The following is a 21,728-nucleotide window of genomic DNA, read 5'->3' as shown; positions in this document are numbered from 1 at the left end:
CAAGCCGGGCTCAGCGTTGAACACAAGGAGGTCATGGCAGTGGAGGTGCTAGTCACCGGAGGCGACACCGAACTGGGTCGCGTCGTTGCCGAGGGCTTTCGGGATGCTGGCCACCAGGTCACGATCGCCGGTGCACGGCGCGACGACCTCGAGGTGGCCGCCAAGGAGCTCGATGTCGACGCGATCGTCTGTGACACCACCGATCCGGCCAGTCTGACCGAGGTTCGCGGGTTGTTCCCCCATCACCTCGACACGATTGTCAACGTGCCGGCGCCGAGCTGGGACGCCGGTGACCCCCGCACCTACTCAATTGCCGATCTGGCCGCAGCCTGGCGCAACGCGCTGGACGCCACCGTGCTCTCGGCGGTGCTGACCGTGCAGGCGGTGGGCGATCATCTGCGCTCCGGCGGCTCGATTGTCAGCGTGGTGCCGGAGAACCCGCCGGCCGGCAGCGCCGACGCCGCCATCAAGGCGGCACTGGCCAACTGGGCCGCCGGCCAGGCGACCGTTTTCGGCACGCGCGGAATCACCGTCAACGCTGTCGCGGCCGGCCGCGGCGCCCAAGCGGGGTATGAGGGCCTGACCAGCATGCCGCCGACGGTTGCCGCTGAGGTCGCCCGGATGGCGTTGTTCTTGACCACGCCGGCGGCTCGGCACATCACCGGTCAACTGCTGCACGTCAGCCACGGCGCGCTGGCTCACTTCGGGTAGGCGATTCGCCCGCCTTTAGCTCGACTTCTTGCCGCCTTTTCGGCCGGCGGCCTTTTTCTGAGACTGGTTTCCGCCGCTGCCGCTACCGCTGCTGCGTTTGCTTTGACTGCTGCCAGAACTTTTACCGCCGCGACTGGATGAACCCGGGGAATTCGAAATCGCCGCGGCCCGCGACTTGCTCATCCCCTTCTTGCGCAAACCCTCGTATTGTTTGTCGTTCTTGACGCTGGAACCGTGATCCTTTGCCACTGTGTCCTCCTCTGGCTTCCTTTGCTGCGATTACCCGATTGCGGTCCCGGGCACACCAGCAAGTGCGGCCGCCAGGGCGGCGCGTCACACCAGATGGTTGCGGTGTGGCTGATCACACAGCGTCGGCGTCGATCAGCGCCCGGGCGGGCGACTACCGTGTTAATGAACGCAGCCGCCGTCGAGGAGCGACCCAAACCCATGAGTGCCCAACCCGAAGACACTGCTGCATCAGGTCGTCGCCACCAGGTCGTCGTCATCGGATCAGGATTCGGCGGGCTCAACGCGGTCAAGAAACTGAAAAGGGCCGACGTCGACATCAAGCTGATCGCCCGCACTACCCATCATCTGTTCCAGCCGATGCTGTACCAGGTGGCGACGGGCATCATCGCCGAGGGAGCAATCGCCCCGCCCACCCGCGTGGTGCTGCGCAAGCAGCGCAATGCGCAGGTGCTGCTCGGGGACGTCACGCACATCGACTTGGCCGGCAAGTTCGTCGTCTCGGAATTGTTCGGCCACACCTACCAGACGCCCTACGACAGCCTGATCATCGCCGCCGGCGCCGGTCAGTCCTATTTCGGCAATGACCATTTCGCCGAATTCGCGCCTGGCATGAAATCGATCGACGATGCCTTGGAGTTGCGGGGACGGATCCTGAGTGCGTTCGAGCAGGCCGAGCGGTCGAACGACCCGGAGCGGCGGAAGAAGCTGCTGACCTTCACCGTCGTCGGGGCGGGCCCGACGGGCGTGGAAATGGCCGGGCAGATCGCCGAGCTGGCCGAGTACACGCTCAAGGGCGCCTATCGCCACATCGACCCGACCACGGCGCGGGTGATTCTGCTCGACGCCGCCCCAGCGGTGTTGCCGCCGATGGGCGACAAGCTGGGCAAGAAGGCGGCGGCGCGACTGGAGAAGATGGGTGTCGAGATTCAGCTCGGCGCAATGGTCACCGATGTCGACCGCAACGGCATCACCGTGAAGGACTCCGACGGCACCATCCGACGCATCGAATCGGCCTGCAAGGTGTGGTCGGCCGGTGTCTCGGCCAGTCCTCTGGGCAGAGACTTGGCCCGGCAGTCGACGGTCGAACTCGACCGGGCAGGCCGGGTGAAGGTGTTGCCCGATCTGTCGGTTCCCGGACATCCGAACGTGTTCGTGGTCGGCGACATGGCAGCTGTCGACGGTGTGCCGGGTGTGGCGCAGGGCGCCATCCAGGGCGCCAAGTACGCGGCGAGCACGATCAAAGCCGAACTCGCCGGTGCCGATCCGGCAGAACGCGAGCCGTTTCAGTACTTCGACAAGGGTTCGATGGCCGCGGTGTCGCGGTTTTCCGCCGTGGCCAAGATCGGCCCGCTGGAGTTCGGCGGCCTGATCGCCTGGTTGGCTTGGTTGATGCTGCACTTGGTGTATCTGATCGGATTCAAGACCAAGCTCACCACGGTGCTCTCCTGGACGGTCACCTTCCTGAGTGGCCGTCGCGGGCAGCTGACCATTACCGAGCAGCAGGCCTTCGCGCGCACCCGCCTCGAACAGCTGGCCGTATTGGCCGCCGAGGCCCACCAGGGCGAGGCCGCCAAGGCGGCCAGTTAACCCTTACTCCGCGTAGCTGATGACACGCCGCGAGTCCGCTAATGGCTGGTCCATTAGCAAAGCGGATGGGATTTTGTGAAATCAGATCGGTTGTATTGGCGTTAAATTCACGTTACATATCTTTCACCGCTCGGTGCGGCCGCAAGGTTAACTCTGGTTGCCCCACGGCGCCTTTCGCTGTGACGCAAGGTGCTTGAGTGCACGTTGTGTACTCGTGCCACAACGGCGGCCACCCGTGGAATTTCGCATGTCATATCGCGTGTCTTGGCTCGTCAGAGACCCCTCGGCGCTTCGGGCGACATCGCCACAGCGGTGGGGGCTGCGGTCAGCTGCGCCGCTGACGACCTCTCGCACAGCGACGTTAAAACGCCGTTAACCAAGTTAAGAAACGGTTAACGCACTTTCACAACTGCCGTCCGGCTAGGTAGTTATTGGAGCCGTTGTCTGTAGTCGGCGCCATATGACCCGGCTTGTTTTCGTAAGGAGAAGTCATTGTCTTTCGTAACCACACAGCCCGAGGCGCTGATGGCGGCAGCCGGCAACTTAAGCGGTATCGCGTCCGGGCTGGCGGCCCGGAATGCGGCGGCAGCTGCGCCGACGACCGGGGTGGTTCCGGCAGCCGCCGACGAAGTATCGGTGCTGACCGCGGCACGGTTCGCCGCGCAAGCCCAGATGTACCAGTCCGTCGGTGCTCACGCTGCGGCCATCCAGCAGATGTTCGCGGAAAACCTCAATGGCAGTGCGGCCACCTACGCGGCCACCGAGGCAGCCAACGCAATCGCTGCCGGCTGACGTAGAGACGGCACAGGCATGGATTTCGCAGCGTTGCCACCGGAGATCAACTCCGGCCGCATGTATGCCGGTCCCGGCTCGGCGCCGATGTTGGCCGCCGCGGTCGCCTGGGACGAATTGGCCAACGACCTCTACGCCACCGCGGCGAACTACGAGTCGGTGGTCTCGGGGCTGACCAGCGGACCGTGGGTGGGTGCCTCATCCGCGTCGATGGCCGCAGCGGCCGCACCGCACACGGCGTGGCTGAGCGCTACCGCCGCACAGGCTCAACAAACCGGCGTCCAAGCCAAGGCCGCGGCGGCCGCGCACGCGGCCGCGTTTGCCATGACGGTGCCCCCGCCGGTGATTGCCACCAACCGGACTGAGCTGGTGACGTTGGTAGCCACCAACATCCTCGGGCAAAACGCCCCGGCCATCGCGGCCAACGAGGCTGATTACGCCGAGATGTGGGCCCAGGATGCTGCCGCGATGTATGGCTACGCCGCCGCCTCTCAGACCGCTTCACAGGTGACACCGTTCACGGCACCTCAGCAAACCACCAATCCCGGTGGGATGGCTGCGCAGAACGCGGCGGTCGCCCAGGCTACCGGTACGTCGGCCGGGCACGCCTCGGTCTCGCAGGCGCTGCAGGCAGCAGCGCCCGCGGCGCCAACGGGGTCGATTCCGGGTCTCGATACTTTGGGGTCACTCTCGGATATTTGGGCGCTGCCTCAGGACGCGCTTTTCGATACCGCGATCATTGCCGCGTTCTTTCCCGAATATGCGATTGCCGGCACCGCGCTGCCGTCTCCCTTTGGTCTGGGGGCAGCGGCGCCCGCCGCGATAGCGGCGGCTCAGCCATTGGGCCTGGCGCCGGTCATGGAGGCGCCCGTCGGCTTGGCAGGGGCGTCGGTGTCCGCCGGTGTGGGCCAGGCGACCTCCCTGAGCGGCATGTCGGTGCCGCAGGGCTGGGCCACCGCGGCCCCGGAGATGCGGCTGGCCGCCGCCGAGTTACCCATTGCCAATGTGGTTGCGACAGAAGGGGGCATGGTCGGCGGCATGCCGCTGTTCGGCGGGGCGCCGCTGATGACGATGTCCGGGCGTGGCATGGCTGACTCCCGCCGCCGGGACCCGGAGGACGCCAAACGCAAGGCCAAGGGACGACGATCAACCATGCGGTGACTCGATCACCGCAACAATCTCATTCACTGACATTTGAAGGAGGAGACTTCAATGACCACTCGGTTCATGACCGACCCGCACGCCATGCGCGACATGGCCGGCCGCTTTGACGTGCACGCCCAGACCGTCGAAGACGAAGCCCGCAAAATGTGGGCCTCGTCCCAAAACATCGCCGGAGCCGGCTGGAGCGGAACCGCCCAGCTGACCTCGCACGACACCATGGGCCAGATGAACACCGCGTTTCGCAACATCGTCAACATGCTGCACGGCGTGCGCGACGGACTGATCCGCGACGCCAACAACTACGAGCAGCAAGAACAAGCATCCCAGCAGATCCTGAGCAGCTAGGAGAACCCGCGATGACCATCAACTACCAATTCGGTGACGTCGATGCCCACGGCGCGCTGATCCGCGCCCAGGCTGCCTCCCTAGAAGCCGAGCACCAGGCCATCATCCGCGATGTGCTTGCCGCCGGCGACTTTTGGGGCGGCGCGGGCTCGGTGGCCTGCCAGGAATTCATCACCCAGTTGGGCCGCAACTTCCAAGTCATCTACGAACAAGCCAACACCCACGGCCAAAAAGTCCAAACCGCCGGCAACAACATGGCCTCCACCGACTCCGCCGTCGGCTCCAGCTGGGCCTGACCGCGCGGAGCCGCTCGGACTCAACTCGGCGGTGCCGCCAGGTTCTGCAGCCGCACCTGACCCCGGGCGACCACCCGGCCATCGTCGCCGGTCACGGTGACCACCCATAGTTGCTGAAGCCGGCCGCGGTGCAGCGGCTCGGCAACCCCGTACACCGTGCCGCTGCCGATGGCCCGCAGGAAGTCGGTGTTGTTGTTGACGCCGACGACAGCACCGCCGCCGTGGGCGGCCAGCCAGGTGTAGGCGGCCACACTGGCCATGCTCTCGACCATCGAGCAGTAGACGCCGCCGTGCACGATTCCGAACGGCTGCAACAGCTTTGGCTGAACTTCTAGCTGCGCGCGAGCACCATCGGGGCTCAGCTCGGTGAACACCAGCCCGATTTCCTTATCGAACGGTGCGTCGGCGTCGGTGAGGCCTGGCACGGGTTCCACGTCCTTGTGTCTACACCATTCGATGCTCGACTCCCGGAAACGGGCGAGCCCCGCGCACCAGGCACGGGGCTCGCCGATCGAGTAGACCGGGGGTCACTGCAGCCCTCAGGACTCTGCCGCGGTCATCATCGCTCGATGAAAGTCAGCATAGGCAAGGCTGCCCTAATTTTGCAAGGGCTCCACGCCGGCGGTTGGAATGGCCACGCACCGGTAGGCCGAAACCAAGGAGTGCGTCGAGCACCGCTTGGCCGCGCCGCATCCCGGTCATCTCGCTGCCCGCGGCCAGTCGGGGCACCTGTGTCGCTGCCGTCACCACGGTCGTTCCGACGATGTGCCACATTGCCGCCACCGACAGCACCCCGTCGCTGACCGTGTGCAGCTTGGCGAACAGCGGCGCCAGTGTGCGGTGGCAGCGATGTGCGACCCAGGTGGCCAACGCAGCCTCGCTGGGAAACTGCACCACCGTGTCTCGTTGCCGGCATTGGTCAGCCCGGGTGAAGCAGGCGTCGTCGGACAGCGCCCGCACCGTCGGGTCGACCACGGCCACCCAGTCGATAGCGCCCTCGGCGTCGCTGTGGACCCACAAGTTCTCCAGGCCGATGTCCCACGCCCGCCCCTCGAGCACCAGCAGCGCGACTACCCGCCCGATCACGGTATGAACCAGCGCAGCGGCCAGGTCGCGAGCGGCGGAGTGGCCGTCCATCTCGGACGCGGCACCGTCGAACATCACCTGCAGCCGATCGGTGGTGACGGCCGACTCCAATGGCCACCACCGGCGCAGCGAGATGTCGGCAAGCACTGCGACGCCGTACACCCGTGGCGAGTGCGGATACAGTTCCCGAAGCCGCCGGCTGGACTCATGCAGCGGCAGCGTCCGGCGGATGGCCATCCTCGCGATCAGTGGGTCGTCTACCGCAATGGCCACCCGCGCCCTCCTGTTAGTTTGGTTAGGCTAACCATACTAATCCGCGACCAGCCGAGGTGAGACCCTGTGATGACACTCACATACCCAAAATGCCGGCGATTCCGCGGCCGTTCCCGCCGGTCGATAGGTCGGGTCACGATAAATCCGGCTGGCGCCGGGCGTTCTCTCAGCGGTTCGGTACGACAGCCGGTAGTAAGCGGGGGTACGCTTACGTCATTGCTCAGGAGATGAACCTATATGGCTAAGCAAACGCGTTTAGGTGACCTCGAACGTGCGGTGATGGACCATCTGTGGTCCGCGCCCGAACCCCAAACCGTTCGCCAGGTACATGAAGCGTTGTCTGTCCGCCGCGACCTGGCCTACACCACGGTCATGACGGTGCTGCAACGGTTGGCCAAGAAGAACTTGGTGTCCCAAATCCGCGACGACCGCGCGCACCGCTATGCACCGGTGCACAGTCGCGATGAACTTGTCGCCGGACTCATGGTCGATGCGCTCGACCAAGCCGCGGACTCCGGCAGTCGTCAAGCCGCGTTGGTGCATTTCGTTGAACGTGTCGGTGCCGACGAGGCAGACGCGCTGCGGCGGGCGCTCGACGAGTTGGAGTCCAGTCACCGTTCCGCGTCCCCATCTGGCCGATCGGCTGGCATTCCACCCGAGAACTGAGGGACACTGGCAGCGTGTCCGCGCTGGCCTTCACTCTCCTCGCGCTGCTGCTGGTCGGCCCCATACCGGCCCTGCTGGCGCGAGCGACCTGGCCATTGCGCGCGCCCCGGGCCGCCGTCGTGCTCTGGCAAGCCATCGCCGTGGCAGGTGTGCTCTCGGCGTTCAGCGCGGGTATCGCGATTGCCAGCCGGCTGCTGGTGCCCGGACCCGACGGGTGGCCGACGGCTACCTTGGCCGGTGACATCGGGCGATTCGGCTGGCCGCTGTGGGTGCTGGACGTTGCCGTTCTCGCCCTCACACTGTTGATCGGCGCCCGATTGGTGGTCGCCGTAATCCGAGTGGCGGTGACCACCCGTCGTCGGCGGTCCCATCACCGCATGCTTGTCGACCTGCTCGGCGTCGCACCCGACACGGTTTCCGCGCCGGCCTGCACCCGGGCCCACGGGCTGCGCATCCTGGAGGTCGCCCAACCGTTGGCCTATTGCCTGCCCGGCGTCCGCAGTCGCGTGGTGGTCAGCGAGGGAGCGCTGGATTCGCTGACCGAGACCGAAGTGGCCGCCATCATCAGCCACGAGCGGGCCCACCTGCGCGCCCGCCATGACCTGGTGCTCGAGGCGTTCACCGCTGTGCACGCCGCCTTTCCGCGCTTTGTCCGCAGTGCCAGCGCGCTGGACGCGGTGCAGCTGCTGGTGGAGCTGCTGGCAGACGACGCCGCGGTACGCGCAGCGGGTCGCACTCCCCTGGCCCGGGCCTTGGTGACCTGCGCGGCGGGCCGCACACCACTGGGTGCATTGGCCGCCGGAGGCCCGCACACCGTGCTGCGGGTACGCCGGTTGTGCGGGCGAGGCAACAGCCTGTTGCTGGCGACGAGCGCCTATCTGGCCGCAGCCGCGCTGCTGGTGGTGCCCACCGTGGCCCTGGCCGTACCGTGGCTCACCGAACTGCACCGGCTGTTCGCCTAGCCCGAACCCCCGCCTTCGGCGAATACGCTGCGGCTACCCGAATCCTGCTGTGCCACAGTGTGTGATGAAACACTTGGACAGGGTCCCGACTTGAGAGGCGAACACATGAGCTCGTCACCATCGAACGCTGCTGCCGGCACTGCGCAGATCGGAGTCACCGGCTTGGCGGTGATGGGTTCGAACATCGCCCGCAACTTCGCCCGGCACGGCTACACCGTGGCGCTGCACAACCGCTCGATCGCCAAGACCGACGCGCTGCTGGCCGAGCACGGCGCCGACGGCAACTTTGTGCGCAGCGAATCGATTCCGGAGTTTCTGGCCGCGCTGGAAAGACCGCGTCGGGTGCTGATCATGGTCAAGGCCGGTGAGGCCACCGACGCCGTCATCAACGAGCTCGCCGACGCCATGGCGGAAGGCGACATCATCATCGACGGCGGCAACGCGCTCTACACCGACACCATTCGTCGCGAGCACGCGATGGCCGAGCGCGGATTGCACTTCGTCGGGGCCGGCATCTCCGGCGGCGAAGAAGGTGCGCTCAACGGGCCGTCGATCATGCCGGGTGGGCCGGCCGAGTCCTACACATCGCTGGGCCCGCTGCTCGAGGAGATCTCCGCCCATGTCGACGGCGTGCCGTGCTGCACCCACATCGGCCCCGACGGGTCCGGGCACTTCGTCAAGATGGTGCACAACGGCATCGAATACTCCGATATGCAGCTCATCGGCGAGGCCTACCAGCTGCTGCGCGACGGGCTGGGCCTGGCGGCACCGCAGATCGCCGACATTTTCACCGACTGGAACGGTGGCGACCTGGACAGCTACCTGGTGGAGATCACCGCCGAGGTGCTGCGACAAAAGGACGCCAAGAGCGGCAAAGCGCTGGTGGACGTCATCCTCGACGAGGCCGAGCAGAAGGGCACTGGCCGCTGGACCGTCAAATCCGCTCTGGATCTCGGTGTTCCGGTAACCGGTATTGCCGAGGCGGTGTTCGCCCGCGCCCTGTCGGGTTCGGTGGCTCAGCGCAAGGCCGCCGTCGGTCTGGCGTCGGGCCGGCTCGGCGAGCGACCCGCTGACCCGGACACCTTCACCGAAGATGTCCGTCAAGCGCTGTACGCGTCCAAGATCATCGCGTATTCGCAGGGCTTCAACCAGATTCAGGCCGGCAGCGCCGAGTACGACTGGAATATCACCCCCGGCGATCTGGCGACCATCTGGCGTGGCGGCTGCATCATCCGGGCGAAGTTCCTCAACCGCATCAAGGAAGCCTTCGACGCCGAACCCGATCTGGCCAGTCTGGTTGTCGCGCCGTATTTCCGTAGTGCCATCGAGTCGGCGATCGACAGCTGGCGCCGGGTGGTGTCCACGGCAACCCAGTTGGGTATTCCGATTCCGGGCTTTTCCTCGGCACTGTCGTATTACGACGCGCTGCGCACCGAACGGCTGCCGGCCGCACTCACCCAGGCCCAGCGTGACTTTTTCGGCGCGCACACCTACGGACGAATCGATGAGCCGGGCAAGTTCCACACGCTGTGGAGCGGCGACCGCAACGAAGTAACCGCCTAAATTAAGCGAAAGCAGCAATGAGGTTTCTGGACGGGCACCGACCCGCGTATGACCTGACCTACGACGACGTCTTCATCGTGCCGAACCGTTCGGACGTGGCGTCGCGGTTCGACGTCGATCTGTCCACCGACGACGGCTCGGGTACCACGATCCCGGTGGTGGTGGCCAACATGACCGCGGTGGCCGGCCGGCGGATGGCCGAAACGGTGGCCCGCCGGGGCGGGATTGTGGTGCTGCCGCAGGATCTTCCGATTACCGCCGTGCAACAGACGGTTGCGTTCGTCAAAAGCCGCGACTTGATCGTCGACACCCCGGTGATGCTGGGCCCCGATGATTCGGTGTCGGATGCGACTGCGCTGATCCACAAGCGGGCTCACGGCGCGGCGGTGGTCGTCTTCGAGGGCCGCCCGATCGGCCTGGTCACCGAATCCTCTTGCGAGGGCGTGGATCGGTTCACCCGGGTGCGCGACGTGGTCACCACCGACTTCGTCAGCGCCCCGGTGGGCACCGACCCCCGCAAGGTCTTCGATCTGCTCGAGCACGCGCCGGTCGGCGTCGCGGTGCTGACCGGCGCGGACGGCACGCTGGCGGGTGTCTTGACCCGTACCGGCGCGATCAGGGCCGGTATCTACACGCCGGCCACCGATGCTGCGAACCGGCTGCGCATCGGCGCAGCGGTGGGCATTACCGGCGACGTGGCCACCAAGGCGCAGGCGCTCGCCGAGGCCGGTGTGGACCTGTTGGTCATCGACACCGCGCACGGCCATCAGCTCAAGGCGGTGGACGCCATCAAGGCGGTGTCGTCGCTGGAACTGGGTGTGCCGCTGGTTGCCGGCAACGTGGTGTCGGCCGAGGGCACCCGGGATCTGCTCAGCGCGGGTGCGGCCATCGTCAAGGTCGGGGTGGGTCCGGGCGCCATGTGCACCACGCGGATGATGACCGGCGTCGGCCGTCCCCAATTCTCGGCTGTGCTCGAATGTGCTTCGGCGGCAAGACAACTCGGAGGTCATGTGTGGGCCGATGGCGGGGTGCGGCACCCGCGGGACGTGGCGTTGGCGCTGGCGGCCGGTGCGTCGAACGTGATGATCGGATCTTGGTTCGCCGGCACTTACGAATCGCCCGGCGACCTGATGCGTGACCGCGACGACCAGGCCTACAAGGAGAGCTACGGAATGGCCTCCAAGCGGGCGGTGGTCGCCCGCAGCGCCGCCGACACCGCGTTCGACCGGGCCCGCAAGGCGCTGTTCGAGGAAGGGATATCGACGTCGCGCATGGGCTTGGACCCGCATCGCGGCGGCGTCGAGGATCTCATCGACCACATCACCTCCGGGGTGCGCAGCACGTGCACCTACGTCGGCGCGTCGACGCTGGCGGAGTTGCACGAACGTGCGGTCGTCGGGGTGCAGTCGGCGGCAGGATTTGCCGAGGGCCATCCGCTGCCGTTCGGCTGGTGACCGAAAGTGATTACCACTTTCGCTACCATGTGAACTTCAAACACGCAGCTACATCGAGGGAAAGGTACGACGTGCCGCAGGCACCCGTCGAGGCCGTTGGCTTCCGGGCCGAGCCGTCGTGTGCCGACTCCGAAGAGCCCGTTTCTAGCCGGCCGGGCACCGCGCCCGGCGCCCTGCGACGGCAGCACCGCCGATGAACCATCTCGTCGTGACCCTGCTCAGCCTGCTGGCCATCGTGGTCCTCACCGTAGGCACTGCGCTGTTCGTGGCCGCGGAGTTCTCGCTGACCACACTCGAGCGCAGCACCGTGGAGGCCCACGCGCGCAAGGGGACCCGCCGCGATCGCTACGTGCAGCGCGCCCACCACACGTTGTCGTTCCAGCTGTCCGGAGCTCAGCTGGGCATCTCGATCACCACGCTGGGCACCGGTTACCTGACCGAACCGCTGGTGGCGGATTTGCCGCACCCCGCGTTGGATGCCCTCGGGGTGCCGGATCGGATCGCCCACGGAATCACCGTGTTCGTGTCGCTGGTGATCGTGACGTCGGTGTCGATGGTGTTCGGCGAGTTGGTGCCCAAATACCTCGCGATAGCGCGTCCGCTGGCCACCGCGCGCGCGGTCGCCGGCCCGCAGCTGTTGTTCTCGCTGGTGTTCACCCTGGCCATCCGGCTGACCAACGGCACGGCGAACTGGATCCTGCGCCAGCTGGGCATCGAGCCGGCCCAGGAATTGCGCTCGGCACGCTCACCGGCCGAACTGGTGTCGCTGGTCCGCACCTCGGCGCGCAGCGGCTCACTGGACCCGGCCACCGCTGCGCTGGTGCATCGATCGCTGCAGTTCGGCACGCTGACCGCCGAGGAGTTGATGACCCCGCGCTCGAAAATCGTTGCGCTGCAGAAGGACGACACCGTGGCCGACCTGGTCGCTACCGCCACCGAGACAGGATTTTCCCGGTTCCCGATCGTCGACGGCGACCTCGACGAGACCGTCGGCATCGTGCACGTCAAGCAGGTCTTCGAGGTGCCCTCCGCCGAACGGGCGAACACCCTGCTGACCGCTGTCACCCAGCCGGTTGCCGTGGTGCCGTCGACGCTGGACGGCGACGCGGTGATGGCCCAGATCCGCGCCAACGGGCTGCAGACCGCGCTGGTCGTCGACGAATACGGCGGCACCGCGGGCATGGTCACCGTTGAAGACCTGATCGAGGAGATCGTCGGTGACGTGCGCGATGAACATGACGACGCCACCCCGCACGTGGTGGCCGCCGGTAACGGGTGGCGGGTGTCCGGGCTGCTGCGCATCGACGAGGTGGCCAGCGCGACGGGATACCGTGCTCCGGAGGGCGAATACGAGACGATCGGCGGCCTGGTGCTCCAGGAGCTTGGCCACATTCCGGTTGCCGGTGAAGCGGTCGAACTGGCCGCGTTCGAGCCCGAGGGCCTGTCGCGAGGGTCGACTCGCTGGCAGGCCCGAGTGGTGGGCATGGACGGCCGCCGCATCGACGTGCTGGAGTTGACCGAGGTGGCCGGAGGTAGCGACCCGACCCCCGGCGGGGGCAGCGATGGTTGATCTCCTGTGGGTACTGGCGACCCTGTTTCTGATCGGTGCCAATGCGTTCTTCGTGGGCGCCGAGTTTTCGCTCATCTCAGCGCGCCGCGACCGGCTCGAAGCGTTGGCCGAGCAGGGCAGGTCCAGTGCGGTCACCGTGATCCGGGCCGGCGAGCGGCTGCCGCTGATGTTCGCCGGCGCCCAGCTGGGCATCACCGTGTCGTCGATCCTGCTCGGCCGAATCGGCGAGCCGGCCGTCGCCGACCTGCTGCGGGCGCCGTTGGACCTGCTGGGCATCTCCCATGCCGTGTTGCACACCGTGTCGTTCGTGGTCGCGCTGGGGATCGTGGTGACGCTGCACGTGCTGCTCGGCGAGATGGTGCCGAAAAACATCGCGATCGCAGGGCCGGAACGGGCGGCAATGCTGCTGGTCCCGCCGTATCTGGTGTACGTGCGGGCGGCGCGGCCATTCATCGCGTTGTACAACTGGTGCGCCGGCGTGATTCTGCGGATGCTGCGAGTGCCGCTGCGCGACGAACTCGACGTCACAGTGTCCACCGTCGAGCTGAGCGAGATGATCGCCGAATCGGTGTCGGAAGGTCTGCTGGACCGCGAAGAGCACACCCGGCTGACCCGGGCGCTGCAGATTCGCACCCGCGTCGTCGCCGACGTCGCGGTGCCCGTCGCCGCCATCCGCGCTGTGCCGGTCGCCGAGAAGGGTTGCGGGCCAACGATTCAGGCGGTTGAACAAGCCCTGGCCGACACCGGTTACTCCCGGTTTCCGGTCGCCGATGTGGACGGCGGCTTCATCGGCTACCTGCACATCAAAGACCTGCTGTCGCTCGGCGACGATCCGCGGGCGGTGATCGACCTGGCGGTAGTGCGCCCGCTGCCGGAGTTTCCCGCGTCGATGCCGCTGCCCGAGGCGCTGTCGCGAATGCGCCGCAGCAACAGCCACCTCGCGCTGGCCACCGCCGAGGACGGAGCCGTGGCGGCGATGGTGGCGCTGGAGGATCTGGTCGAAGATCTGGTCGGCACCGTGCGCGACGGGACACATCGTGTCTGAGGTCCTCGATCCCCAGCAGTGGCGGGAACGGGCCGATGCCTATCGCGACCGCGTCGGAGGCTTCCTGGGCTCCCACCGCGCCGGCGAGCCGCACCCGGTGTGGGACTTCTTGTTCAGCTACTACAACTTGCGGCCCAGACAACTGCGGTGTTGGCATCCCGGCTACGGCGTGGTGCTGGCCGGCGCAGACGCGATTCGCCACTACCGCGGCCGGCGCGGCTACACCGTCGGCACCGACGGTGTCACGGTCAGCGACGCCCATCTGCGCAGCCGTTTGGACACGCTTGGGTTTGTGGCGCGGCTGCTGCGGGCGACCGCGCAGCGGCCGGCCCGGCTGAACTGCTTCGGGCTGCACGAATGGGCGATGGTCTACCGGAGCGACGCCGTCCGCCATGACCGGGTACCGCTGCGGCTGGGCGCCGAGGGCACCGACGCCGTTGTCGATTCCGAGATCGCCGGGCCGCTGCGCTGCAGTCATTTCGACGCGTTCCGCTTCTTCACCAGCGACGCGGCGCCGCGAAACGCCGGGGCGCCCAGCCGCGCGACGCAGCAGGACACCGAACAGCCCGGTTGCCTCCACACCAACATGGATTTGTATAAATGGTGCTACAAGCTGAGCCCGTTGATCGACTCCGAGCTGCTGCTGGACTGCCTGGAACTGGCCGCCGCCGCCCGCGAAGTCGATATGCGGGCCAGCCCGTATGACTTGCACAGTTACGGGTACACACCTATCGCCGTCGAGCAACCCACCGGCCGTGCCGAGTATGTGCGTTGCCAGAGCGCCATTGCGCAACGCGCCGCGCCGCTGCGGTCCGCGCTGCTGGGGCGGTGTGACCTGCTGCTGCGAGTCGCCGGGTGTCGGTAACCAGGGTGCAGGCCGGTAGGCTGAGCACGAATTTAATTTAGCCAGTGCGGAGGAGAATGATGACAGATCGCGTGCCGGTGGGGAACCTGCGCGTCGCCCGGGTGCTGTACGACTTCATCAACACCGAGGCTTTGCCCGGCACCGATATCGACCCGGACAGCTTCTGGACCGGTGTCGACAAGGTGGTCGCGGACCTGACCCCGCAGAACCGGGAGCTGCTGGCGCGCCGGGACGACCTGCAGGCCCAGATCGACAAATGGCACCGTCATCGTGTCATCGAGCCGCACGACGCCGAGGCGTATCGCCAGTTCCTCACCGACATCGGCTACCTGCTTCCCGAACCGGACGATTTCAGGATTACGACCGCGGATGTCGATCCCGAAATCACCACCACCGCGGGGCCGCAGTTGGTGGTGCCGGTGACCAACGCGCGCTTTGCGCTGAACGCCGCCAACGCCCGGTGGGGTTCGCTCTACGACGCGCTCTACGGCACTGACGTCATCCCGGAGTCCGACGGCGCCGAACAGGGCACCAGTTACAACAAAGTGCGCGGTGACAAGGTGATCGCGTTTGCCCGCAAGTTCCTCGACGACGCGGTGCCGCTGTCATCCGGCTCGTATACCGACGCCACCGCGTTCAAGGTCGACGACGGCCGGCTGCTGGTGAGTCTGCAGGGCGAGGATCATGATCGTGGCCTGGCCGACCCCGGCCAGTTCGCCGGCTACACCGGCGACGCCGAGTCGCCGACGTCGGTGTTGCTGGTCAACAACGGGCTGCACGTCGAGATCCTGATCGACCCGGATTCGCCGATCGGCAAGACCGACGCCGCCGGTGTCAAGGATGTCGTCCTGGAGTCGGCCGTCACCACGATCATCGACTTCGAGGACGCGGTGTCCGCCGTCGACGCAGACGACAAAACCGCCGCCTACCGCAACTGGCTGGGCCTGAACAGGGGCGACTTGTCCGCCGAGGTGAACAAGGACGGCGACACCTTCACCCGGGTGCTCAACGAGGACCGCAACTACACCGCTCCCGACGGCAGCGAGTTCACCCTGCCCGGCCGCAGCCTGCTCTTCGTCCGCAACGTCGGCCATCTGATGACCAACGACGCGATCGTCGACGCCGATGGCAACGAGATCTTCGAAGGCATTCAAGACGCGCTGTTTACCGGCCTGTGCGCCGTGCACGGAATGAAGACCGGCGACGCGAACGGGCCGCTGCCCAACAGTCGCACCGGCTCGACCTACATCGTCAAGCCGAAGATGCATGGCCCCGACGAGGTCGCCTTCACCGCCGAGTTGTTCAGCCGGGTCGAGGATGTGCTCGGGCTGCCGCAGGCCACCCTCAAGGTCGGTGTGATGGACGAGGAACGGCGCACCACCCTCAATTTGAAAGCCTGCATCAAGGCGGCAAGGGATCGTATCGTCTTTATTAACACCGGCTTTTTGGACCGCACCGGTGACGAGATCCACACCTCGATGGAGGCCGGCCCGATGGTGCGCAAAGGCACCATGAAGTCCCAGCCGTGGATCTTGGGCTACGAGGACAACAACGTCGACACCGGCCTGGCCGCCGGATTCGCCGGGCACGCTCAGATCGGCAAGGGCATGTGGACGATGACCGAACTGATGGCCGACATGGTCGAGCAGAAGATCGCCCAGCCGCGCGCCGGCGCCAGCACCGCCTGGGTGCCCTCACCGACCGCGGCCACCCTGCACGCGATGCACTACCACAAGGTCGACGTGGTGGCAGTGCAGAAGGAACTGGCCGGCGAGCAACGCACCAGCATCGACCAGTTGCTGACGATCCCGTTGGCCAAGGAGCTGGCCTGGGCTCCCGAGGAGATCCGCGAAGAGGTCGACAACAACTGCCAGTCCATCCTCGGCTATGTGGTGCGCTGGATCGACCAAGGTGTCGGATCCTCGAAAGTGCCCGACATCCACGACGTCGCGCTGATGGAAGACCGTGCCACACTGCGCATTTCCAGCCAGTTGCTGGCCAACTGGCTGCGGCACGGCGTGATCACAGCTGAGGATGTGCGGGCCAGCTTGGAGCGGATGGCGCCGATGGTGGACCAGCAGAACGCCGAAGATTCGGCGTACCTGCCGATGGCGCCTAACTTCGACGACAGCATCGCGTTCCTGGCTGCCGAGGAGCTGATCCTGTCCGGTGGGCAGCAGCCCAACGGTTACACCGAGCCGATTCTGCACCGGCGGCGTCGCGAGTTTAAGGCCCGCTCGAGTGGCTGATGGGTAGACACAGCATTCCGGATCCCGACGAGTCCGCGGGTGAGCCGCCCGAGGACCGATCGGACGACTACTTCGGCGGCGGGGCGCATTCCGATGCCGACGACTATCCCGACGAGTTCGTGGACGACCCCGGCTTCGCCGACTACGGCGAGGACTCCTCCGAGGACCAGAACTTTGAGGACTATCCCGATTTCGGGCGACGCGGAGAGCGGGCGGCGGCTGCGGCGCCGGCCGGTGGCGGCCACAGCGCCCGGGAATGGGTGCGGCGTCATCGCAGCGACGGCGGACCGCGCGGGGTCAGCATCGGCGTGATCGCGGCGCTGGTCGCGGTCGTGGTGGTGGTCGCCACCGTCATCCTGTGGCGCTTTTTCGGTGACGCGCTCTCCAACCGCTCACACACCGCCGCCGGGCGCTGTGTCGACGGCAAACAGACCGTCGCCGTCGTCGCCGATCCGTCGATCGCCGAGCCGGTGCGGCAGTTGGCCGACCGGTACAACGCGTCGGCGACGCCGGTCGGTGACCGCTGCGTGGCCGTCGACGTGAAGCCGGCCGGATCCGATGCCGTCGTCAACGGTTTCGTCGGAGACTGGCCGGCCGACCTCGGTGAGCGACCGGCGCTGTGGATTCCGGCCAGCTCGGTGTCAGCGGCGCGGCTGGTGGCCACCGCCGGGCAGCAAACCATCAGCGACAGCCGCTCGCTGGTCACCTCGCCGGTGCTGCTGGCTGTCCGACCCGAACTCCAACGTGCACTGGGCAACCAGAACTGGTCGACGCTGCCCGACTTGCAGACCAAACCCGACGCGTTGGCCGGCGTGAAACTGCCGGCTTGGGGCTCATTGCGACTGGCTCTGCCGATCGGCGGCAACAGCGACGCGGCGTATCTGGCGGCCGAGGCGGTGGCGGCCGCAGCCGCGCCAGCCGGCGCGCCGCCCACCGCGGGCGTCGGTGCCGTACGCACCCTGGTCGGCGGTCAGCCCAAACTCGCCGACAACTCGCTGACCGAGGCGATGAACTCGCTGCTCAAGCCCGGCGATCCGGCGACGGCCCCGGTGCATGCGGTGGTCACCACGGAGCAGCAATTGTTTCAGCGTGGGCAGTCGCTTTCCGACGCGGCCAGTGTGCTGGGTTCGTGGCTGCCGCCCGGACCGGCCGCCGTCGCCGACTATCCGACGGTGTTGCTGAGCGGTTCATGGTTGTCCCAGGAGCAGATGGCAGCAGCCAGTGCGTTCGCCCGGTTCATGCACAAACCCGACCAGCTGACCGAGTTGGCCAAGGCTGGCTTTCGCGCCGAGGGCGCCAAACCGCCGAGCAGCGACGTCACCAGTTTCACGGCGCTGCCGTCGACGCTGTCGGTGGGTGACGACGCGATGCGGGCCACCCTGGCCGGTGCGCTGACCACCCCGTCGAACGGACCGGCGGCCATCATCATGCTCGACCAGTCGATGGTCACCGACGAGGGTGGCAAATCGCGGCTGGCCAATGTTGTTGCCGCGCTGAACGACCGGATTCGGGGGCTGCCGCCGGCCTCGGTGGTCGGTTTGTGGACGTTCGACGGCAAGGAAGGCCGCGCCGAAGTGTCGCCGGGCCCGCTCGGCGACTCGGTGGACGGTCAGCCTCGGTCGGCAGCGCTGACGACGACCCTGGACAAGCAATATTCGTCGGCCGGTGGTGCCGTGTCGTTCACCACGCTGCGGTTGGTCTACCAGGCGGCGCAGGCGAATTTCCAGGATGGGCATACCAATTCGGTTTTGGTGATCACGGCCGGACCGCACACCGACCAAACGCTTGACGGCGCGGGTCTGCAGGACTTCATCCGGGCAAGCAGCGATCCGGCCAAGCCGGTTGCGGTCAACGTCATCGACTTCGGCGGCGACCCGGACCGGTCGACGTGGGAAGCCGTCGCGCAACTGTCCGGTGGCAGCTATCGCAATCTGGCGACCTCGGCATCGCCCGAATTGGCCAGCGCGGTCAGCACGTTACTGGGCTGAAATCGCTGTCGGTCAGGCGAATGCCTCCACCGGCGGGCAGGAGCAGACCAGGTTGCGGTCGCCGTAGGCGCCGTCGATGCGACGTACCGGCGGCCACACCTTGGGCCGGAATGCCTTGCCGAGCGGATAGGCGGCCTCTTCGCGGGTGTAGGGGTGATCCCACTCGGCCACCAGCAGGCATTCGGCGGTGTGCGGTGCGCCGCGCAGCGGGTTGTCGTCCACCGGCCACTCCCCTGCGCCGACCCGGTCGATCTCTGCGCGGATGGCGATCATCGCCTCGCAGAATGCATCCACCTCGGCCAGGCTTTCGCTTTCGGTGGGCTCGACCATCAGCGTGCCGGCCACCGGGAAACTCATGGTGGGTGCATGAAAACCATAGTCCGCCAAGCGTTTTGCGACATCGTCGACGGTGACGCCAGTGGCCTTGGTCAGCGGTCGCAAATCAAGGATGCATTCGTGGGCGACCATGCCGTTCTCGCCGGTGTAGAGCACCGGGTAGTACTCGTCGAGCCGGCGGGCGATGTAGTTGGCCGAGGCAGTCGCGGTGAGCGACGCCGCGCGCAGCCCCGCCGCGCCCATCATCCGGATATAGGCCCAGGTGATCGGCAGGATGGACGCCGACCCATAGGGCGCCGACGACACCGGCGGGCCTGGCGGTAGTTCCGGCGCCAGCGGATGGCCCGGCAGGAAGGGCGCCAGGTGTGAGCGGGCCACTACCGGTCCGACGCCGGGACCGCCGCCGCCGTGCGGGATGCAGAACGTCTTGTGCAGGTTCAGGTGGCTGACGTCGCCGCCGAATTGGCCGGGCCGCGCCAACCCCACCAGCGCGTTGAGGTTGGCGCCGTCGACGTACACCTGCCCGCCGGCGTCGTGCACAACCGCGCAGATGTCGGCGATGTCGTGCTCGTACACCCCGTGGGTGGACGGGTAGGTGATCATCAGCGTGGAGAGCCGCTCGGCGTGCTCGCTGACTTTGGCGCGCAGGTCGTCGAGGTCGACGTCACCGTTGGGCCGGCAGGCCACCACCGCCACCCGCAGTCCGGCCAGCGCGGCCGACGCGGCGTTGGTGCCGTGCGCGCTGGACGGAATCAGGCAGATGTCGCGGTGCGGTTCTCCGCGGCTGGCGTGGTAGGCGTGGATCGCCAACAGGCCCGCGTATTCGCCCTGCGAACCGGCGTTGGGTTGCAGCGAAGCTGCGTCGTAGCCGGTGAGCTGCACCAGCCAGGTCTCCAACTGGTCGATGAGTTGACGGATTCCGGCGGTGTCGGCGGGCGGGGCGAACGGATGCAGGCGCGCGAATTCCGGCCAGGTGATCGGCTCCATCTCGGCGGCGGCGTTGAGTTTCATCGTGCAGGAACCCAGCGGAATCATGCTGCGGTCCAAGGCCACATCCTTATCCGCCAGCGCGCGCAGATATCGCATCATCGACGTCTCGGTGCGGTACCGGGTGAAGGCCGGATGCGTCAAGAACTCCGAGGTGCGGGTCACGATGCCGGCGCAGACCGGCTCGGCGGCCTCGACGCCGAAGGCCTCGAGCACCGCGGCCACGTGGTCATCGGTGGTGACTTCGTCGCAGGACACCGAGACGTGGTCGTCGTCGACGCGCCACACGTTGATGCCGTTGGCCTTCGCCGCGGTGATCACATCGTCGGCGCGGCCTGGAACCCGCGCCAGCACGGTGTCGAAGTACTTGTCGTGCACCAACGCATCGCCCAGTGCGGCGGCGATCTTTTCGGCGTGGCCGTGCACGCGGCGGGCGATCCCGGTCAGCCCATCGGCGCCGTGGTAGCTGGCATACATCGCGGCCATCACCGCCAGCAGCACCTGGGCGGTGCAGATGTTGCTGGTCGCTTTGTCGCGGCGGATGTGTTGTTCGCGGGTCTGCAGCGCCAAGCGGTAGGCCGGCGCTCCGTCGGCGTCTTTCGACACGCCGACCAGTCGGCCGGGCAGCTGACGGGCATGCTGGCCATGCACGGCCAGATATCCGGCATGCGGGCCGCCGAAACCCATTGGCACACCGAAGCGTTGACTGCTGCCGAAGGCGACGTCGGCGCCGATATCGCCGGGCGGAGTGATCAGGGTCAAGGCCAGTAGGTCAGCGCCGACGGCGACCAGCGCGCCGCGCTCGTGCGCCTCGGTGATCAGCGCGGCCCAGTCGGTGACCCGGCCGCTGGCGCCCGGTAACTGGGCGATCACTCCGAAGAACTCACCTTCGGGCAACCCGTCGCGCAGGTCGGCCGTGACGATCTCGATGCCCAGCGGTTGGGCGCGGGTGGCCAGCACGGCGGCGGTCTGGCCGAACAGGTCGATGTCGACTGCCAACCGGTTGACGTTGCCTTTTGCCGCTCGGTGCATCAGCGTCATTGCCTCGGCGGCCGCGGTGCCTTCGTCGAGCATCGAGGCGTTGGCCAGTTCCAGGCCGGTCAGATCGGCGACCATGGTCTGGAAATTCAGCAGCGCCTCCAGCCGGCCCTGGCTGATCTCCGGCTGATAGGGCGTGTACGCGGTGTACCAGGCCGGGTTCTCCATGATGTTGCGCAGCAGCACCGGCGGGGTGTGCGTGTCGTAGTAGCCCTGGCCGATCATCGACACCGCGACGGTGTTGGCGTCGGCCATCGTGCGCAGCTCGGCCAACGCTTCGGCCTCGGTGGCCGGGGGCGGTAGCCGGTGCAGGCCCGGGGCGGCACCGGAGTCGGTGAGCGCGTCGAGAATGTCGGTCGGCACCGCTTTGGTGGCCAGCTCGTCGAGTGACCCGACGCCGATGACGTCGAGCATCGTGGCGATCGCCGCGCTGTCGGGACCGATGTGCCGGTCGGCGAAACGCGGATTCGTGTAGTCGGACACTCGGGACTCCTGACATGGG

19 protein-coding genes are annotated in these 21,728 nt (G+C 67.0%); 15 read left to right on the top strand and 4 right to left on the bottom strand.

The genetic code is table 11. The features are described 5' to 3' along the window. The first annotated feature begins 33 nt into the window (after positions 1 to 33). On the top strand, positions 34 to 711 hold the full coding sequence (locus AC5Y49_RS00630) for an SDR family oxidoreductase (protein WP_499883914.1): 678 nt from the start codon (positions 34 to 36) through the stop codon (positions 709 to 711). A gap of 15 nt (positions 712 to 726) precedes the next feature. Here the strand turns inward: AC5Y49_RS00630 and AC5Y49_RS00625 are convergent, their stop codons facing one another. Further along, on the bottom strand, positions 727 to 960 hold the full coding sequence (locus AC5Y49_RS00625; protein ID WP_499883913.1) for a DUF7218 family protein: 234 nt from the start codon (positions 958 to 960) through the stop codon (positions 727 to 729). Between the two features lie 198 nt (positions 961 to 1,158). Here AC5Y49_RS00625 and AC5Y49_RS00620 point away from each other — a divergent pair, with 198 nt between their 5' ends. The 5 genes from AC5Y49_RS00620 to AC5Y49_RS00600 all read left to right on the top strand — a co-directional run bounded on the left by AC5Y49_RS00620 (position 1,159) and on the right by AC5Y49_RS00600 (position 5,144). Beyond that, positions 1,159 to 2,547: an NAD(P)/FAD-dependent oxidoreductase gene (locus tag AC5Y49_RS00620; protein ID WP_499884597.1), complete on the top strand. Its 1,389-nt coding sequence runs from the start codon at positions 1,159 to 1,161 to the stop codon at positions 2,545 to 2,547. Positions 2,548 to 3,039: 492 nt separating this feature from the next. Further along, on the top strand, positions 3,040 to 3,339 hold the full coding sequence (locus AC5Y49_RS00615) for a PE family protein (protein ID WP_499883912.1): 300 nt from the start codon (positions 3,040 to 3,042) through the stop codon (positions 3,337 to 3,339). 18 nt (positions 3,340 to 3,357) lie between these two features. Then, entirely contained in the window at positions 3,358 to 4,500 is a 1,143-nt protein-coding gene (locus AC5Y49_RS00610; protein ID WP_499883911.1) for a PPE family protein, read from the top strand. 51 nt (positions 4,501 to 4,551) lie between these two features. Continuing rightward, positions 4,552 to 4,848, top strand: coding sequence for a WXG100 family type VII secretion target (locus AC5Y49_RS00605; protein WP_499883910.1), 297 nt, complete (start codon positions 4,552 to 4,554; stop codon positions 4,846 to 4,848). An 11-nt stretch (positions 4,849 to 4,859) separates the two neighbouring features. Next, on the top strand, positions 4,860 to 5,144 hold the full coding sequence (locus AC5Y49_RS00600) for a WXG100 family type VII secretion target (RefSeq protein ID WP_499883909.1): 285 nt from the start codon (positions 4,860 to 4,862) through the stop codon (positions 5,142 to 5,144). A 20-nt stretch (positions 5,145 to 5,164) separates the two neighbouring features. Here the strand turns inward: AC5Y49_RS00600 and AC5Y49_RS00595 are convergent, their stop codons facing one another. Then, a complete protein-coding gene (locus AC5Y49_RS00595) occupies positions 5,165 to 5,578 on the bottom strand; it encodes a PaaI family thioesterase (protein ID WP_499883908.1) in 414 nt (137 codons plus the stop codon). Positions 5,579 to 5,720: 142 nt separating this feature from the next. Further along, positions 5,721 to 6,503, bottom strand: a complete 783-nt coding sequence (locus AC5Y49_RS00590; RefSeq protein ID WP_499883907.1) for an iron reductase — start codon at positions 6,501 to 6,503, stop codon at positions 5,721 to 5,723. Positions 6,504 to 6,740: 237 nt separating this feature from the next. Here AC5Y49_RS00590 and AC5Y49_RS00585 point away from each other — a divergent pair, with 237 nt between their 5' ends. The 9 genes from AC5Y49_RS00585 to AC5Y49_RS00545 all read left to right on the top strand — a co-directional run bounded on the left by AC5Y49_RS00585 (position 6,741) and on the right by AC5Y49_RS00545 (position 18,865). Continuing rightward, entirely contained in the window at positions 6,741 to 7,169 is a 429-nt protein-coding gene (locus AC5Y49_RS00585) for a BlaI/MecI/CopY family transcriptional regulator (RefSeq protein WP_499883906.1), read from the top strand. A gap of 14 nt (positions 7,170 to 7,183) precedes the next feature. Then, on the top strand, positions 7,184 to 8,131 hold the full coding sequence (locus tag AC5Y49_RS00580; protein ID WP_499883905.1) for a M56 family metallopeptidase: 948 nt from the start codon (positions 7,184 to 7,186) through the stop codon (positions 8,129 to 8,131). Positions 8,132 to 8,236: 105 nt separating this feature from the next. After that, on the top strand, positions 8,237 to 9,694 hold the full coding sequence (gene gnd / locus AC5Y49_RS00575; protein ID WP_499883904.1) for an NADP-dependent phosphogluconate dehydrogenase: 1,458 nt from the start codon (positions 8,237 to 8,239) through the stop codon (positions 9,692 to 9,694). 17 nt (positions 9,695 to 9,711) lie between these two features. Beyond that, entirely contained in the window at positions 9,712 to 11,148 is a 1,437-nt protein-coding gene (locus AC5Y49_RS00570; protein WP_499883903.1) for a GuaB1 family IMP dehydrogenase-related protein, read from the top strand. A 193-nt stretch (positions 11,149 to 11,341) separates the two neighbouring features. After that, positions 11,342 to 12,718 (top strand): hemolysin family protein, encoded by a 1,377-nt coding sequence (locus AC5Y49_RS00565; RefSeq protein WP_499883902.1) that lies wholly within the window; start codon positions 11,342 to 11,344, stop codon positions 12,716 to 12,718. After that, positions 12,711 to 13,763 carry a hemolysin family protein gene (locus AC5Y49_RS00560; protein ID WP_499883901.1) on the top strand — a complete coding sequence of 351 codons (1,053 nt, stop codon included), beginning with the start codon at positions 12,711 to 12,713 and terminating at the stop codon, positions 13,761 to 13,763. Before AC5Y49_RS00565 ends, AC5Y49_RS00560 begins: the two co-directional genes overlap by 8 nt. Beyond that, complete coding sequence (locus AC5Y49_RS00555) at positions 13,756 to 14,628, top strand: 3-methyladenine DNA glycosylase (protein WP_499883900.1); 873 nt, start codon at positions 13,756 to 13,758, stop codon at positions 14,626 to 14,628. Before AC5Y49_RS00560 ends, AC5Y49_RS00555 begins: the two co-directional genes overlap by 8 nt. A gap of 59 nt (positions 14,629 to 14,687) precedes the next feature. Beyond that, entirely contained in the window at positions 14,688 to 16,877 is a 2,190-nt protein-coding gene (locus AC5Y49_RS00550; RefSeq protein ID WP_499883899.1) for a malate synthase G, read from the top strand. Beyond that, positions 16,877 to 18,865 carry a substrate-binding domain-containing protein gene (locus AC5Y49_RS00545; protein ID WP_499883898.1) on the top strand — a complete coding sequence of 663 codons (1,989 nt, stop codon included), beginning with the start codon at positions 16,877 to 16,879 and terminating at the stop codon, positions 18,863 to 18,865. Before AC5Y49_RS00550 ends, AC5Y49_RS00545 begins: the two co-directional genes overlap by 1 nt. A 12-nt stretch (positions 18,866 to 18,877) precedes the next feature. Here the strand turns inward: AC5Y49_RS00545 and gcvP are convergent, their stop codons facing one another. Further along, positions 18,878 to 21,709 (bottom strand): aminomethyl-transferring glycine dehydrogenase, encoded by a 2,832-nt coding sequence (gene gcvP / locus AC5Y49_RS00540; RefSeq protein ID WP_499883897.1) that lies wholly within the window; start codon positions 21,707 to 21,709, stop codon positions 18,878 to 18,880. Between the last annotated feature and the right edge of the window lie 19 nt (positions 21,710 to 21,728).

It is taken from the genome of Mycobacterium sp. NGS62 (assembly GCF_059812285.1).
The sequence above is the reverse complement of the archived record's forward strand: the minus strand, read 5'-3'. Positions and strand labels throughout refer to the sequence as shown.